Annotated in this window: 13 protein-coding genes and 1 tRNA gene; 8 read left to right on the forward strand and 6 right to left on the reverse strand. The window is 66.2% G+C overall.

Annotated features, from left to right (window positions below):
- Positions 1-43: 43 nt before the first annotated feature.
- From ACR9ZJ_RS06030 to chrA, 3 genes are read left to right on the forward strand one after another with little or no spacing between them, the layout of a single operon-like run.
- Complete coding sequence (locus tag ACR9ZJ_RS06030) at positions 44-400, forward strand: hypothetical protein (RefSeq protein WP_481280085.1); 357 nt, start codon at positions 44-46, stop codon at positions 398-400.
- The gene (locus ACR9ZJ_RS06035; RefSeq protein ID WP_481280086.1) at positions 397-1,026 is read left to right on the forward strand and encodes an ATPase; all 630 of its coding nucleotides are present in this window, start codon (positions 397-399) and stop codon (positions 1,024-1,026) included. Before ACR9ZJ_RS06030 ends, ACR9ZJ_RS06035 begins: the two co-directional genes overlap by 4 nt.
- Positions 1,023-2,210 (forward strand): chromate efflux transporter, encoded by a 1,188-nt coding sequence (gene chrA / locus ACR9ZJ_RS06040; RefSeq protein WP_481287172.1) that lies wholly within the window; start codon positions 1,023-1,025, stop codon positions 2,208-2,210. Before ACR9ZJ_RS06035 ends, chrA begins: the two co-directional genes overlap by 4 nt.
- Before the next feature lie 5 nt (positions 2,211-2,215).
- On the opposite strand, the gene ACR9ZJ_RS06045 is transcribed toward chrA, so the two are convergent.
- The 3 genes from ACR9ZJ_RS06045 to ACR9ZJ_RS06055 all read right to left on the reverse strand — a co-directional run bounded on the left by ACR9ZJ_RS06045 (position 2,216) and on the right by ACR9ZJ_RS06055 (position 3,838).
- Positions 2,216-2,677, reverse strand: coding sequence for an N-acetyltransferase family protein (locus tag ACR9ZJ_RS06045; RefSeq protein ID WP_481287173.1), 462 nt, complete (start codon positions 2,675-2,677; stop codon positions 2,216-2,218).
- Positions 2,678-2,824: 147 nt separating this feature from the next.
- Positions 2,825-2,900 (reverse strand) — tRNA-Ala (locus tag ACR9ZJ_RS06050).
- Between the two features lie 50 nt (positions 2,901-2,950).
- Entirely contained in the window at positions 2,951-3,838 is an 888-nt protein-coding gene (locus ACR9ZJ_RS06055; protein WP_481280089.1) for a LysR family transcriptional regulator, read from the reverse strand.
- A 112-nt stretch (positions 3,839-3,950) separates the two neighbouring features.
- Between ACR9ZJ_RS06055 and ACR9ZJ_RS06060 the strand changes: the two genes are divergently transcribed.
- Both ACR9ZJ_RS06060 and ACR9ZJ_RS06065 read left to right on the forward strand, forming a co-directional pair.
- Positions 3,951-4,361 (forward strand): DoxX family protein, encoded by a 411-nt coding sequence (locus ACR9ZJ_RS06060; protein WP_481287174.1) that lies wholly within the window; start codon positions 3,951-3,953, stop codon positions 4,359-4,361.
- Between the two features lie 21 nt (positions 4,362-4,382).
- Positions 4,383-4,970: an NADPH-dependent F420 reductase gene (locus ACR9ZJ_RS06065; protein WP_481280091.1), complete on the forward strand. Its 588-nt coding sequence runs from the start codon at positions 4,383-4,385 to the stop codon at positions 4,968-4,970.
- A gap of 60 nt (positions 4,971-5,030) precedes the next feature.
- Here ACR9ZJ_RS06065 and ACR9ZJ_RS06070 read toward each other — a convergent pair whose 3' ends face one another.
- A complete protein-coding gene (locus tag ACR9ZJ_RS06070) occupies positions 5,031-6,146 on the reverse strand; it encodes a ribonuclease D (protein WP_481287175.1) in 1,116 nt (371 codons plus the stop codon).
- 110 nt (positions 6,147-6,256) lie between these two features.
- Here ACR9ZJ_RS06070 and ACR9ZJ_RS06075 point away from each other — a divergent pair, with 110 nt between their 5' ends.
- The 3 genes from ACR9ZJ_RS06075 to ACR9ZJ_RS06085 all read left to right on the forward strand — a co-directional run bounded on the left by ACR9ZJ_RS06075 (position 6,257) and on the right by ACR9ZJ_RS06085 (position 9,743).
- Positions 6,257-8,212 (forward strand): formylglycine-generating enzyme family protein, encoded by a 1,956-nt coding sequence (locus ACR9ZJ_RS06075; protein WP_481280093.1) that lies wholly within the window; start codon positions 6,257-6,259, stop codon positions 8,210-8,212.
- Positions 8,213-8,280: 68 nt separating this feature from the next.
- Entirely contained in the window at positions 8,281-8,865 is a 585-nt protein-coding gene (locus ACR9ZJ_RS06080; RefSeq protein ID WP_481287176.1) for a TetR/AcrR family transcriptional regulator, read from the forward strand.
- Between the two features lie 140 nt (positions 8,866-9,005).
- Positions 9,006-9,743, forward strand: coding sequence for a 3-oxoacyl-ACP reductase family protein (locus tag ACR9ZJ_RS06085; RefSeq protein ID WP_481287177.1), 738 nt, complete (start codon positions 9,006-9,008; stop codon positions 9,741-9,743).
- Between the two features lie 15 nt (positions 9,744-9,758).
- On the opposite strand, the gene ACR9ZJ_RS06090 is transcribed toward ACR9ZJ_RS06085, so the two are convergent.
- The gene (locus tag ACR9ZJ_RS06090) at positions 9,759-11,321 is read right to left on the reverse strand and encodes a DUF5597 domain-containing protein (protein ID WP_481287179.1); all 1,563 of its coding nucleotides are present in this window, start codon (positions 11,319-11,321) and stop codon (positions 9,759-9,761) included.
- Between the two features lie 23 nt (positions 11,322-11,344).
- Entirely contained in the window at positions 11,345-14,242 is a 2,898-nt protein-coding gene (locus ACR9ZJ_RS06095) for a TonB-dependent receptor domain-containing protein (RefSeq protein ID WP_481287178.1), read from the reverse strand.
- Positions 14,243-14,427: the final 185 nt, after the last annotated feature.

Here is a 14,427-nt window from a genome sequence, read left to right on the forward strand (position 1 = left end):
AAATTAGGGTATATTGGCCCTCAAGCCCCTCCGGAGTGCCGTCATGGCCATGACCCTCAAGCTCGACGCCATCGAAGACCTTCCGCATACCGCCGCTTCCGACGTGAAGAAGCTCGGCTGGCGCGGCGTGATGCGGGCGATCGGCCGCGCGGGGAAAGTGGTGGTGACGAACCACAGCGAGCCCGAGGCGGTGATCCTCTCCGCGGGGGAATACGAGATCATCATGCGCGCGCTCAACGATGCGGGGTCGCGGCACGAGTCCGCGCTCGACGCGCTTCGCCACCGTTTCGATGAACGCCTCGCCTCGCTACAGGCCGACGATGCCGGCGACCGCCTGCGTTCCCTCATGCGCGGCCGGACGACGTTGGTTGGCAAGGTCAAGGCCGGGGACACGCATTGAAGGAACGCCCCGTCCTCTACGTGTTAGCGGGAGTGAACGGCGCGGGCAAGAGTTCCATCGGCGGTTACCGCCTGCGAGAGGCCGGACTCGACTGGTTCAACCCGGACACCTTCGCACGCGAGTTGGTCGCCGACACCGGATGCGCGCAGGTGGAAGCGAACGCCGTCGCATGGAGCGAAGGCATGCGCCGCTTCGACGATGCGATGGCACGTGGCACGACTTACGCTTTCGAGACCACGCTGGGCGGTAACACGGTTCCCGCGAAGATCGCCGCCGCCGCGCGGACGCACGATGTACTCATGTGGTTTTGTGGACTGTCGTCGCCCGAGCGGCATATCGCCCGTGTCGCCGCGCGCGTCGCCGCCGGCGGGCACGACATTCCGGAAGCGAAGATCCGCGAACGCTACGTCGCGGCGCTGGAGAACCTCATCGCGCTGCTGCCGGCGATCACCTTGCTGCAGGTGTACGACAACAGCGTGGATGTCGCGCGTGGCGAAGCGATTCCCGATCCGCTGTTCATCGCCGAGATCGCCGATGGCCGCTTGATCGGCCCCACCGACATCGATGCGTTGCGGCGCACGCCGGAATGGGCGAAGCCCGTTCTCGAAGCGGCGCTTTCCTCATGAGCGCCGAGGGCGGCGCATGGGAAGTGGGCGCGGCCTTCCTCAAGCTCGGCCTCACCTCGTTCGGCGGCCCGGTCGCGCACCTGGGTTACTTTCGTCGCGAATTCGTCGAACGGCGGCGCTGGCTCGACGAGGAGCATTTCAGCCAGTTGCTCGCGCTATGCCAGTTCCTGCCGGGGCCGGCCAGCAGTCAGCTCGGTTTTTCGATCGGCTTGCTTCGCGCGGGATGGACGGGCGCCATCGCCGCTTTCGTCGCCTTTACCTTGCCCTCCGTCCTTCTGCTGTTCGCCTTCGCCACGTTGAGCGCGTATCTGGCCGGGCCGCTGGGGCAAGGTGCGATCCATGGATTGAAGCTGGTCGCCGTGGCGGTCGTCGCCCATGCGGTGCTGGGCATGGGCCGTACGCTGACCCCGGATCGCACGCGCCTCCTGATGGCCGCAGCCGCCGCGGGCGCGATCGCGTTCGGCACGGGTCCCGCGATGCAGCTGGGTGTTGTGGTGTGTGGTGCCGTGCTCGGGCCATGGTTGTGCCGTGGCGTGCAGGCGCGGCAAGGCGAGACGTTCCCGCTGGCCTATGGCCGGTCCATGGGTTTCGCCTTGCTTTGCGTGTTCGCGTCGTTGCTCCTGTTCGCCTTGATCGTCGCACCGGGCCTGTCGCCGCTGGGGCGGGTGGCTGGCGCGTTCTATCGCGTCGGTGCGCTCGTGTTCGGCGGCGGGCATGTCGTGCTGCCGCTGTTGAAGCAGGCCGTCGTCGATCCCGGCTGGATAGGCAACGACACCTTCCTCGCGGGCTATGGAGCGGCGCAGGCGGTACCCGGCCCGATGTTTTCCCTGTCCGCATTCCTTGGCTATCGCTTGCAAGGGGAGCAGGGCGGATTCGCCGGGGCGTTCGTGGGATTGATGTCGATCTTCCTGCCGGGCCTGCTGCTGGTGGCTGGCGCCTTGCCGTTCTGGCGCGCGCTGGCCATGCGCAACGACGCGGCGCGCATGCTCGCCGGCGTGAACGCGGTGGTGGTCGGCATGCTGGCGTACGCGTTTTACGATCCGGTGTGGATCAGCGCGGTGCACGATGTGCCGGACGCCGCCATCGCCGCCGCGGCTTTCGGCTTGCTCATCGCGCGTTGGTCGGCCTTGCCGGTGGTCGCGCTATGCGTGGCGGCGGCCGTGGCGCGCGTGGCGTTGGGCTGAAGGCGTCAAAGCAGCTTGCGGTACACGATGAAGCCGGACTTTTCCGCCACCTTCTCGTAGAGCTGCATGGCGTGCGTGTTCGTCTCGTGGGTCTGCCAGTAGACACGTCCCGCACCCGCCTTTCCGGCCTCGGTGTACACACGTTCGATCAAGGCGCGGCCGATGCCCGTGCCACGCGAGGCCTCCGTCGTGTACAGGTCCTGCATGTAGCAGTTGTCGCTCGTGCTGGTGGTGGTGCGATGGAACAGGAAGTGCGCCAGGCCGAGCAGCTGGCCCGAGCGCTCGGCGACCAGGGCGTGCATGGGTTCGGCGGCATCGAGGAAACGCGCCCAGGTCGCCAGCGTGATGGGCTCCGGTAGCGCTGTCGCTCCTTCCCGGCCATAGAACGCGTTGTAACCGTCCCACAGGGGTTTCCAGGCGTCGAAGTCCCGGTCGGTCACGTACCTGATCGTGAGGGGCTCGGCCATGTTTTCACCTGGGAGGGTTAGGGTGCCTTCATGATGCCGCGTTCGCTGAACGTTTGGGGCAACGGCATGGGCAGGGCGGCTTGGGAGGTACGGCTGGTGGAAGCCCAAATCAAAATGCCCGGCTGATGACAGTCGGGCATTGATTCTTGGTGGAGCGGAGGAGGATCGAACTCCCGACCTTCGCATTGCGAACGCGACGCTCTCCCAGCTGAGCTACCGCCCCACACGAGCGGGGCATGTTAGCAGGGCTTCCGGCGGTCGCCAAGAGGGGTTTCAGGCGCGCAATTGCGAGATGAAGGCGCGTGCCATGGGGCCGGGAAGGCTGTCCTTGCGGTAGACCACGTGCATCGGCAGCGTCATGTTGCGGGTGTTGTAGCCCTCCACTTCCAGGGTGACGAGCGTGCCCTCGTCGAGCTCCTTGCGCACCATGTGCAGCGGCATGTGACCCCAGCCCAGCCCGGCGACGAGGAAGGCGTGCTTGGCGCCCATGTCGGCCAGGCGCCAGATCAGCGGCGAGACGACGCCGAAGCTGCGGCCATCCGATAGCGCGGTGCGGTCGGTGAGGACCAGTTGCACGTGTTTTCCGGCCGTGTCCTTGTCGACCTCACCCTTGATCGCGGCCAGCGGATGCATCGGCGACGCGACAGTGGTGAAGGGAAGGTCCAGCAGCGGTTCGGCGCGCACCTCCTCGGGTATCAATGGCAGCGAGCCGACGATGCCGACCCGGCAAGTACCGTCGACGACTGGCTGGATGACGCCGCCCAGCGCTTCCACGTAGAGCCGCAGCGGCGTGTGTGGGAAGAATTCACGGCAATAACCGGCGGCACGGGTGACACCGTGCATGGGATACATCACGTCGATCGCCACCGACAGCTCGGGCTCCAGGCCTTCCTTCATCGAGCGTGCGCGTGCCTTGAAGCTGTCCATGCCGTCGGCGACGCCGCGTGCGTCGCGGAGCAGGGCGTGTCCGGCTTCCGTCAGTCGCGGGTAGCGTTGGCTGCGATCGAACAAAGGGACGCCCAATTGGGCCTCCAGGTTCAGAAGCGTCTGGCTAACGACCGATTGCGCGCGACGCAACTTGCGCCCCGCCGCGGAGAAGCTGCCTTCCTCGGCGGCGGCGATGAAGGTCCGGAGTTGGTCGAGGGTGACGCCGTCAAGCATATGTATCGTTAAATAAGATGGATTCCATCGAAATATAAAGGCTATTCGGATACTTCGCCACCGTCTAACCTCTCTCCCATACCACCTACACACGTATCCACCGAGGATATTTATGAGCGGCAATGTCGAAACCCCTGTACTCAAGAGCACCACCGAACTGGTGGGACGCCTCTTTCTCGTCGGCCTGTTCCTGCTCTCCGGGTTCGGCAAGATCGCGGCCTATGCGGCGACGGCCGGCTACATGACCGCGATGGGCGTACCGTCCGCTGTGCTGCCCCTGGTGATCGCGACCGAGGTTCTCGGCGGAATCGCCATCCTGCTGGGTTGGAAGACCCGCATCGTCGCCGTCCTCCTGGCCGGGTTCACCCTTCTCACCGGCATCGTCTTCCATCACGACTTCGCCGATCAGATCCAGATGATCATGTTCATGAAGAACGTCTCCATCGCGGGTGCCTTCCTCCTGCTTGCCGCCAACGGCGCCGGCCGGTTCAGCCTCGACGCCCGCACGCGTCGTCTTTCCTAAGCGAATCCAGGAGGCACAGCCATGAACTACGCCATCATCGGGTCGGGCGCCATCGGCGGCGCCCTCGCCACCCAGTTCGCCCGCAGCGGTATAGCCGCCGTCATCGCCAACCGCCGCGGCCCGGATTCGTTCCACGAAGACTTCACCACGCGGGTCACGCCGGTCGATATCGATCGTGCGGTCGATGCCGGCATCGTGATCCTTGCCGTGCCCTTCGACGCGGTGGCCGATGTCGCGGCGCTGCGCCCCGACTGGTCGGGAAAGATCGTGGTCGACGCCACCAACGCCATCGAGTTTCCGGCGTTCCGGCCGCGCAACCTCGGCGGCCGTCCATCCACGGCTATCGTGCAGGCTTCGTTCCCCGGCGCACACGTGGTCAAGGCGTTCAATACCTTGCCGGCACCCGTACTCGCCGAGGACCCCCGGCGAGACGGTGGTAACCGCGTGATCTTCGTCTCGGGGGATCATGCCGAGGCGAACGACACCGTGGCCGAGCTTGTCGCCTCGCTGGGATTCAGCCCGATCGTTCTGGGCAAGATCGCCGACGGTGGATTGCTACAGCAATTCGGTGGCGCGCTGATGGTGCAGGACCTGTTGAAGCAGCGCTGAGAACGGTTGGAGCAGGGAAGGCCGCCGGGCGCCTCGAGAAGGGCGCCGGCGGCTCTTTCGTTACGGCAGGAGGGCCGACAAGCGCTCGAAGAGGACCTCGCGCCGCCAGCCTTCCAGCGCTTCGGGCCATGCGCCGGTCATGACGAATTCCTCCATCGAGCGTCGGGCGCAAAGCAGGCCCGGCGGGAGGTCGAGCTGGGTGGCGAGGGTGTCGATGGCGCTGCGCATCTCGTTGATGGCCCGCTTCGCTTCGCCCATGGGATGACCGACGACCGGGGCCGTGGCCGCGACCTCGTCGCTATCCACGGGGCGTTGAAGCAGCTCGAAGAGTTCCTGCCGCTGCGCGGATCGCAGGGCACGCGTGCCGCGGGTGCGTTCGTCGAGGTGGGCTTGCGTGCCGGGGATGTTACCGGCGAGGTCCAGCGCCTGGACATCCTCCAGGAGCCACGAGCGCGGCTTGTCCAGTTCGCGCGCCGTGGTTTCGCGCCAGCGCAGCACGCGGCGGAGCAGGGCCTGTTTCTCCACAGGCCATTCGCTGGCCGCCTTGAACCCGCGTTGCGGTTGCGGATCGCCTTCACGATGGCTGGCGCGGCGCTTCATGCGCGCGCAATCCTCGGCATGCCAGCCGGCGCGGCCGCGCTCGTCCAGGCGTTGGGCCAGGATGGCGTGCACGGGATGCAGATGGACGACATCCAGCGTGGCGTAGAGCTTTTGCGATTCGGTGAGCGGACGCTGCAGCCAGTCGCTGCGCGTTTCGCCCTTGTCGAGTTCGGCGCCGACCAGCTCGGCCACCAGCGCGCGGTAGCTGATGCCCAGGCCCATGCCGACGAAGGCCGCCGCGATCTGCGTGTCGAACAGCGTATGCGGGCCGTCCGGCAGGCATGGCGACATCGCCTCCAGGTCTTCGCCCGCGCTGTGCATCACGGTGACCACGGGCTGCGCGGCGAAGGTCGGCGCCAGCGCATCGGCCAGGGGCACGGCGAGGGGATCGATCAACGCGTATCGCCCTTCGTGGGCGAGCTGGAGCAATGCCAGCTGGGGATAGAAGGTATTGCGCCGCATGAATTCCGTGTCGAGCCCGACGACCGCGGCGGGGCCGATGGGGGCGATCCAGGCGTCCAGCGCCTCGCGGCGGTCGATCCAGGGGGCGTCGGGAGCGAGTTCGCTCGATGTCATGCAGGCGTCCTTGTTGAACTCGGGAGCGCGCCGACGTTCGTGTTGCCCTGCCGCGCGCGATTCCCTAAGGTGGCAGCGCACGATAGCAGGCCTGCACGGAACCGCCCACCATGCCGAATAACGAGACCGTCCGCCGACAGCGCGCCATTGGCGGCGCGTTGGGCGTTGCCGTGCTCGCGTTCGCGCTGTTCTACCATTTCTTCCCGCAGGCCCTGCACGTCCAGCCCACGCAGAACACCTCGCGTTCGCCGCTGCGCGGGCAGCCCACCGTGATGGGCTTCGACCAGCGTCCGCAAGCCGCGCCGCCGGCGGTGGTGTCCGAGATCGACGCCGGGCCACCGATCATGCTCGCCCCGGCCTCGGTGATCGCCGCGCGCCGCCGCGAGAAGACCAACGAGATCGAGCTGCCCGCGCAGAAGACGCCGGATTCGCCGGAACTCACGGCCTTGCTCGATCGAGCCGACAAGGCGTTGGCGGTCGATCGGCTGGTGGGCGGCAAGGACAGTGCCGCCGTGCTCTTCACCAGCGCGCTCAAGGAAAAAGCGGATAGCCAGCGCGCCCTGGAGGGCATGAACGAGGTACGTGCGCGCCTCGCCGCGGAGATCGAGCAGGACATCGCCCTGGGTGACGCCGACGCCGCGCGCGAATCGCTGGCGGCGCTCAAGTCGCTTCCGTCCAGCGCCAAGGACGCCGCGCCGTTGCAACAGAAGCTGGCCGTGCTCGACAAGGTCCGCCCGTTGCTCGGCAAGGCCGCCGCGCAGTTGCAGGCAGGCAAGGCCAGCCAACCGCGTGGCGACAGTGCGCTGGATACCTACCGCGACGTGCTCGAACTCGATCCGGAGAACGCCGTGGCCGAGCAGGGCATCACGACCGTGCAGCGCAGCGTGCTGGACAAGGCGCTCGCGGCCGTCGCGCAGAACGATTTCGCCGCCGCCGACGCGGCACTGGCGGAGGCCGCCACCATCGCGCCGGAATCGCAGGCGTTGCAGGACACGCGTGGCCGCATCGAGGGCATGCGCCGACAGAGCGCCACGGCGATGCTCGCGCAGGCCCGTTCGGCCCTCGACGCCGGCAATATCGACCTCGCCCAGCAGCTGGCGGCCAAGGCGCAACAGGTGAGCCCCGACCTGGCCGGGATCGACGACTTCAACGAGCGGGTGACCAACGCGAAGCTGTATTCCAGCTACAAGCCGGGCCAGGTGTTCGCGGATCGCTTCGTCGACTCCACGGGACAGGCGCCGGCGATGGTCGTGGTTCCCACCGGCAAGTTCCTCATGGGTTCGCCCGACGGCGAGGCAGGGCACGACGCCGACGAGGCGCCCGTGCACGAGGTGCAGGTCGACAAGGGTTTCGCCATGGCGCGCAGCAGCGTCACCATCGGCCAGTTCCGCGATTTCGTGCGCTCGTCCGGCTACGTGCCACAGTCGCAGTCCATGGGCGGCGGCAGCGTGTACGACGAACAGAGCGGTGGACTCCGCGACGAGCCGTCGGTCACCTGGCAGGACGACTACGCGGGCAAGCCGGGACAGGAACGCCTGCCCGTGATCAACGTGTCGTGGAACGACGCCAAGGCGTACGCCGACTGGCTCTCGCAGCGCACGGGCAAGAAGTACCGCCTGCCGAGCGAGGCGGAATTCGAATATGCGCTGCGCGCCGGCAGCACCACCCGCTATTGGTGGGGCGACGGAAATCCCGGCTCGCGTATCGAAAATCTCACCGGTGGCAACGATCGCTCCGGGTCGGGCCGGCGCTGGAGCAACGCGTTCCAGGGTTACAAGGATGGTTATTGGGGACCGGCGCCGGTGATGAGCTTCACGCCCAATCCCTTCGGTCTCTACGACATGGGCGGCAACGTCTCGGAATGGGTGGCGGACTGCTGGCATGACAACTACATCCGCGCGCCACGCACGGCCGAGGCGTGGGTCAACCCCGGTTGCAGTCGCCGCGTGATTCGTGGCGGTTCCTGGGGCAGTGCCCCGGACATGGTCCGCTCCGCGTATCGCCAGGGAGCATCGGCCGACCTGCGCAACGCCCGCGTCGGTTTCAGGATCGTCCGCGAACTCTGAGCCCGGCGTGCCGGCGCCGGGGCGGGATGGTATTCTTTGTGGACTCTTCGTTCCATAAAGGCCCTCGCATGGCGCGTCCGCGTGAATTCGACCGGGATACGGCCCTGCAACGGGCCATCGAAACCTTCGCCATGCACGGTTTCGAAGGCACGACCACGCCCATGTTGCTGTCGGCGATGAAGATCGGGCGTCAAAGTCTCTACGACACCTTCGGCGATAAGCGGAAGCTGTATCTCGAGGCGTTGCGCCGTTACTCGGAAGACAGCGTCGGGGCCACGCTTTCGGCGATGTTCGCCAGCGAATCGGTGCTCGACGGCATCGAGCATGCGTTGCTTCGTTTCGGCGAAGAGGCGGCAACGGGTACCGGGCAGGCCTGTCTCGGCATCCACGCGGTGACCGAGTTCGGCACCACCGCTCCCGACGTGGCGGCGGTGACGGCGGATGTGAAGGCGCGAACGCTGCTCGCGTTCGAAAGCAGGATTCGCGATGGCGTCGCCCGTGGAGAGCTGGCAAAGACACTGGACCCCGCGGAAGCGGCGCACTTCCTTCTCGCGACCTTGTCAGGCCTCAAGGTGGCGGCACGGGGTGGCGCATCGGCAGGGATCCTGCGCGGCATCGTCAGGGTGGCACTGGGCGCGCTGGCGCCTCGCTAAAATAGTGGACTGATAAGTCAAGTATTTGATAGGCTATGCGGCACGTGCCTCTCAAGGCACGTATCGCGCGACCGGGAAGGGGCAAAAGCCCCTTCTTTTCCCCCTATTTATTGACCAATCATTCCATAACAAGGCATGTCATGACCATCCAGTTTCTCGAGGGCAAGTCGGCGTTCGTCACGGGCGGTTCCCGCGGCATCGGGGCGGGCATCGTCCGCTCGCTAGCGGCGGCAGGTGCCCATGTGACGTTCACTTATGCCAATTCGCCCGGCGCCGCCCAGGCGTTGGTGGACGAGGTGCGCGCGGCCGGTGGGAAGGCCGAAGCCGTTCGTGCCGATAGCGCCGACGAAGCGTCGCTGGTCAGCGCGATCGACGATGCCGCCAGGACGACCGGTGGCCTCGACATCCTGGTGAACAGCGCGGGCGTGCTCGTGTATGCCACGCTCGACGACACCTCGCTGGCTGACTTCGATCGACTGTTCGCGATCAACGTGCGTGCGGTCTTCATCGCCTCGAAGGCGGCGGCGGCGCATTTGCGCAGCGGAGGCAGCATCGTCAACGTCGGCAGCGTCGTGGCCGATCGCGCCGGCCTGCCGGGAACGTCGATCTACGGCGCCTCGAAGGGCGCCATCCAGGCGATGACGCGTGGGCTGGCCCGCGACCTGGGTCCGCGCGGCATCACGGTGAACAATGTGCAGCCCGGACCGATCGCCACCGACATGGTGACCGGCCATGAGGACATGCTGATCCCGATGCTCCCGGTGGGTCGTCTTGGCGAGCCGATGGAAGTGGGCGCGCTCGTCGCCTATCTCGCCGGTCCGCAAGCGCGTTACATCAACGGTGCCAGCCTCAGCATCGACGGTGGTTTCCTGAGTTGAGGCAGGCGGTCCGGCTCAGTAGCTGCCGAGCCGGACCTTGAGGAGCACGGGCTTGTCCGTGAAGTTGAGCCCGTAGTCGGTTTCGTCGCCATTCCACCAGCGGATCGATTTCCACCGACCCTCGACATAGCTGCCTTCCTCCACGCGCAGCAACTGGCCGTGACGCCCGTCCGCGTCGTCGCGGCTGAACTCGACGCGTGCGTCGAAGCCGGCCACCAGGTACTCGTCCGCGCCGAGCGGCACGAAGAGCACGTGCCCGGTCGCGTCGGGCGTGCCCGGCAGTTCGGCGGGCGCATCGCCCCAGCGGGGTGCGCCGTAGGAGACATCGGCGCGCCAGTGGTTATCCAGTGCGACGGTTCGCTTCGCCTGTCCGCGTTGTTCCACGGATGCACGCAACGTACCCCGGTAGGCGGCGGCCGCGACCTGTTCATTGATCGCGTCCACGAGCGCGAAGTTGCGCGCATGCGCCTGGGTGGCCTTGCGGCGCTCGGGCGTGTCCGGATCGTTGTCGACGCCGAAGACGGAGAAGCCGATGCCACCGTTCGCCAGCACGTGGAACAGGTAGGGCGCGTTGCCGGCGTCGTAGCCGGTCTCGGAGATCCATGGCGGGTTGTCGGTGCGCGTGTACTGGCCGACCACCTTGGTGAACTCGTTGTAGTCGGTGCTGTAGAGATCGGTGCCGATGAGGTCGATGTGCGGTGCGCTGGCTTTCCACAGGTCCAGGACGTTCCACGTGGCGCCTCCGCTGGGATAGTCGTTGCCGGGGAGGTGCTTGCCCTTGTAGCGAAGCCAGGTGTTGACGTACATCGGCAGCGGGTAGACGGCCTTGCCGGCCGACGCCACCTGATCGATGTATCGCGCGATGCCATAGGCGTTGAACTGCTCGTCGGCGTCCGCGCCGAATACCTCCGTCCATGTCTTGCCGGCCGGCTTGCCGAGTGCCTTCGCCAGGTCGGCGGGCACGTTGCCACGGAAGGCCTCTTCGGCGGCGGGTGAGTGGTCGCGAACCGTGCCGATGGCGCCCGGCTCGTTCTCCACCTGCACCATGATCACCGTATGGCGGTCGCCATCGATGCGTTCGATATGCGCCATCAACGCGGCGAACGCGGCCTTGTCGGCTTCCAGGTTGGAGGTGGCCAGGGTCGAAAGGTCGTCGACCGGCTGGCCGTGCTCGTCCAGCACGCGTGGGTAGCGCACGGGATCGGACTTGATCCATTCCGGAACGTAATGCATCTGCCCGTTCTTCCAGCTGCCGAACCACAGGATGACCAGGCGCAGTCCGTGCGCTCGCGCGCCTTCGACCAACGCATCGACATGGCGGGTGTCGAACCGACCCCTGGCCGGCTCGAACTGTTCCCAGTAGACCGGCGCTTCCAGTGTGTTCGGATGCAGGGCCAGCACGTCGTTCCATACGCCCGGCAGCATGTCGGGCCAGGCGCTGGAGTTATGCAGCTGTGCCGCCAGCACCGTGTAGGGCCGGCCGTCCACGAGCAGGGCGTGGCGGCCCTGTTCGTGGACGACACGCGGCATGGACGTGGCGCGCGCTGCCGACGACGCGGCGATGGCCAGCCAGAGCATCGCTACCAGGAAGAGCAAACGCCTCAAAACGACACCGTCGCGCGCATCCAGTAGAAGCGCCCCAGCAGGTCGTAGGTGGCGACGTCGGTATTTGCATTGGTCGTGTTGTTCGCGTAGTACAACGGCGGTTGCTTGTCGGTGAGGTTGTCCACGCCCAGCTCCAGCTTCGTGTGCCAGGGTTCGACGTTATAACCCACCTGCACGTTGTGGTAGACGTACGCGCCGATCTTGCGCTCGACACCGGCCTGGTCGTAGTCGGCGGAGAGTCCCTGGCGGAGATCCGCGTTGCCGATCTGGCTGCGGCCCACGTAGCGCAGGCGCCAGGATGCGCTCCAGTCGCCCTGCGACCAGTTCAGCGTGCCCAGTGCGCGCCAACGGGGGAAGTTGCCGTAGCTGTAGGTGAAGATGCCCGCGTTGTGGATCACGACCGAGCTGGGATCGGTGGTGTCGGGATTGATGTCGTAACGCTTCATGTAGGTGCCGTTGAGGCTGGCGGTGAAGCGTCCGTAGCGGGTCTCGGGCAGGCGATAGGTCGCGGCGAAATCGGTACCGGCGGCCCAGAGCTTGCCCAGGTTCACGGTGGGCTCGGCCACGTAGTTGATCGTGCCATTGCCGTTGCGATGGATCAGCGCGCAGAAGGCGCTGGCGGGATTGGCATAACACTGGTTGAGCACGGTCTGCGCGGAAACCGTGGAGATCGTGTCCTTCAGGTTGATCTTCCAGCTGTCTACGCTGAACGACAGGCCTTCCAGCCAGTGTGGATCGTAGACCAGGCCGATGTCGTACGAGCGCCCCGTTTCCGGTTTCAGCTGGTAGCCGGCCACTTCCGAACCGGATGCCTTGCCCGATATCTGGCCATCCGCCTGGCGATAGCTGCCGTCGGTGGGCACGTTGGCACAGGCGGCATCGTGACCGCCGGTGTAGCCGTTGCAGGGATCGTTCACCGTGGCGGCGTCGCCGGCCACGCCCGCATAGAGTTCACTGGTGTTCGGTGCGCGGAACACTTCCGACACGGTACCGCGCAGGAGCAGGTCCTCCACGGGACGCCACTCCAGCGATACCTTGCTGTTCGTGCTGCTGCCCACGGTGCTGTAGTCGGACCAGCGCGTGCCCACGGTGAGGTTGAGGGAACGTATGCCGGGCAGGTTGGCCAACAGGGGAATCAGGGTTTCGGCGTAGGCCTCCTTCACATTGAAGCGGCCGGCCAGGGTGGATGCGCAATACTCGATCACGCCGCAGAGGCCGTTCTCGTCGGCGGTCCACAAGGGATCGGCGCTCGTGGACGTGCTTTCCTTGCGATACGACAGCCCGGTGGCGAGGCTCACCGTGCCGGCCGGCAGGTCGAACAGGTCACCGTTGGCGTTCGCCTCCAGCTGCTTCACGGTATAGACGCTGCCCACCGAGGGATTCACCACCATCGATTGCAGGTTGGACAGGCCGGAGGGATCGTTGATGTTGAAGATGTTCAGCGGCGTACAGCCTGCGATCGCGTTGCCGGCCGTGCCGCAGCGTACCGTGCCATCCGTATCCATGAAGGATGGGCCGACCGCCTGGTTGAACTTCGCGTAATCGAGGAAGCCGTAGTTGATCGAATCCTGGCGCACGCGGCCATAGTTGATCGAGGTGTCCCACTGCCATGAACTGTCGCCGAAACTTCCACGCAGGCCGGGATTCACCTGGAGGTTATAGGTGTTGTACTGATAGCGCCGGTTGCCGAGCACGGTGAGGCGCGTGTTCAAGTCGTTCGTGGACGTGCCCGTGGCACGGTCGGTGCCGAAGTCCACGCCGAACGGGTTGTAGTAGCTGTTGGCCGAGGCGAGGAAATTGTCGCCGTTGGCGAAGATCGGTATCGGCGCGATCACCGACGAGGATTTCGTCTTGCTGAAATAGCTGTTGACGTAGGCCTGCACGTAGTCGTTGAACTTGTAGTGGCCGAGCAGGAAGGCGTTGGTACGCTTCTGCGGCGTTTGCAGCAGGTTGTATGGCTGGTAGTTGTACGAGTCCGAACCGGTGTAGCAATGGAAATCGCCTGGTCCCGTCGCGCCGGTCACGCCGGGGTTGAGGGTCACGCGCGAGCAGCCGTTCGAGCTGGCCAACGCCTTCGAGGCGGCCGAACCGTCGTTGAAGTTGACCGAGCCGGTGGGCGTGGCCGACGAACCCTGTTTCACCGAGGCGCCGTCGATCAGGTACAAGGCATCCTTTGAGTAATTGCGCGCATCGGCCGAGACGGCGTCGATGTCGCTGTAGGACAGGCCGGCGATCACGCCGTAGTCCTTGCCGGTATGGCCGGCGGTCAACGAGAAGTTGCGGCGATTGCCGTCACTGCGCTTGCTGGTGCCGAAGTCGCTGGAGACCTGCACACCGTCGAAATGGTCGCGTAGGATGAAATTGACCACGCCACCGATCGCATCCGAACCGTAGATCGCGGACGCACCGTCGCTGAGCACCTCGATGCGATCGATCATGTTCGCCGGAATGGCGTTCACGTCGTTGTACGCGAGGCGGATGCCGTTGACGAGCACGAGGGTGCGCTTCTCGCCGAGGCCACGCAGCGAGACGGTGGAGGCGCCCGTGCCGCCGCCGTTGTTGGTGTTCGGGTTGGTGGCGTTACCCGCGATGGAGGGCAGTTCCTGTACGAGGTCGCCGAGGGTGGCCTTGCCGGTGGCCTCGATGGCGGCGCGATCGAGGGTGACCACCGGGTTGGCCGTCTCGACGTCGACGCGGCGGATGCGCGAACCAGTGACGGTGATGCCTTCCAGGTCCTTGGCCTTGCTGGTTTCGGCGGCCTCGCCACCAGCGGCGTCCTGCGCATGCAGTGATCCGGCACCGCTGATGAGACCGATGAGGAGGGCCGCACGTACGGCTTGGCCCAGCACGTGGCGGGGCGTGTGGTCGGGCGAATCGCTATGGCGCTGGTGCATGGCTTCCCTCGTTGGCGGTGGGCGTACGGAAGACGGGCGAGTTCGCTCGGCGCTCGGCATGGGACCGATCGCTCAGGGGCGCGGCAGGACCGCGACCTCGGGAGTTGGAATGCGATAGCGCGGCCGCGCGCTCGCCGGGGCGCAGTTGGCGCCCGCGGCCGGCCTGTCCGCCGGCCCATAGACGG

The sequence above is a fragment of the Luteibacter sp. KNZ12-1A genome (assembly GCF_056755675.1).

Coding starts and splice junctions, on each gene's coding strand:
- ACR9ZJ_RS06085 (WP_481287177.1), top strand. CDS start 9,006: ATGACCATCCAGTTTCTCGAGGGCAAGTCGGCGTTCGTCACGGGCGGT.
- ACR9ZJ_RS06095 (WP_481287178.1), bottom strand. CDS start 14,242: ATGCACCAGCGCCATAGCGATTCGCCCGACCACACGCCCCGCCACGTG.
- ACR9ZJ_RS06070 (WP_481287175.1), bottom strand. CDS start 6,146: ATGACATCGAGCGAACTCGCTCCCGACGCCCCCTGGATCGACCGCCGC.
- chrA (WP_481287172.1), top strand. CDS start 1,023: ATGAGCGCCGAGGGCGGCGCATGGGAAGTGGGCGCGGCCTTCCTCAAG.
- ACR9ZJ_RS06090 (WP_481287179.1), bottom strand. CDS start 11,321: ATGCTCTGGCTGGCCATCGCCGCGTCGTCGGCAGCGCGCGCCACGTCC.
- ACR9ZJ_RS06065 (WP_481280091.1), top strand. CDS start 4,383: ATGAACTACGCCATCATCGGGTCGGGCGCCATCGGCGGCGCCCTCGCC.
- ACR9ZJ_RS06045 (WP_481287173.1), bottom strand. CDS start 2,677: ATGGCCGAGCCCCTCACGATCAGGTACGTGACCGACCGGGACTTCGAC.
- ACR9ZJ_RS06060 (WP_481287174.1), top strand. CDS start 3,951: ATGAGCGGCAATGTCGAAACCCCTGTACTCAAGAGCACCACCGAACTG.
- ACR9ZJ_RS06075 (WP_481280093.1), top strand. CDS start 6,257: ATGCCGAATAACGAGACCGTCCGCCGACAGCGCGCCATTGGCGGCGCG.
- ACR9ZJ_RS06030 (WP_481280085.1), top strand. CDS start 44: ATGGCCATGACCCTCAAGCTCGACGCCATCGAAGACCTTCCGCATACC.
- ACR9ZJ_RS06080 (WP_481287176.1), top strand. CDS start 8,281: ATGGCGCGTCCGCGTGAATTCGACCGGGATACGGCCCTGCAACGGGCC.
- ACR9ZJ_RS06055 (WP_481280089.1), bottom strand. CDS start 3,838: ATGCTTGACGGCGTCACCCTCGACCAACTCCGGACCTTCATCGCCGCC.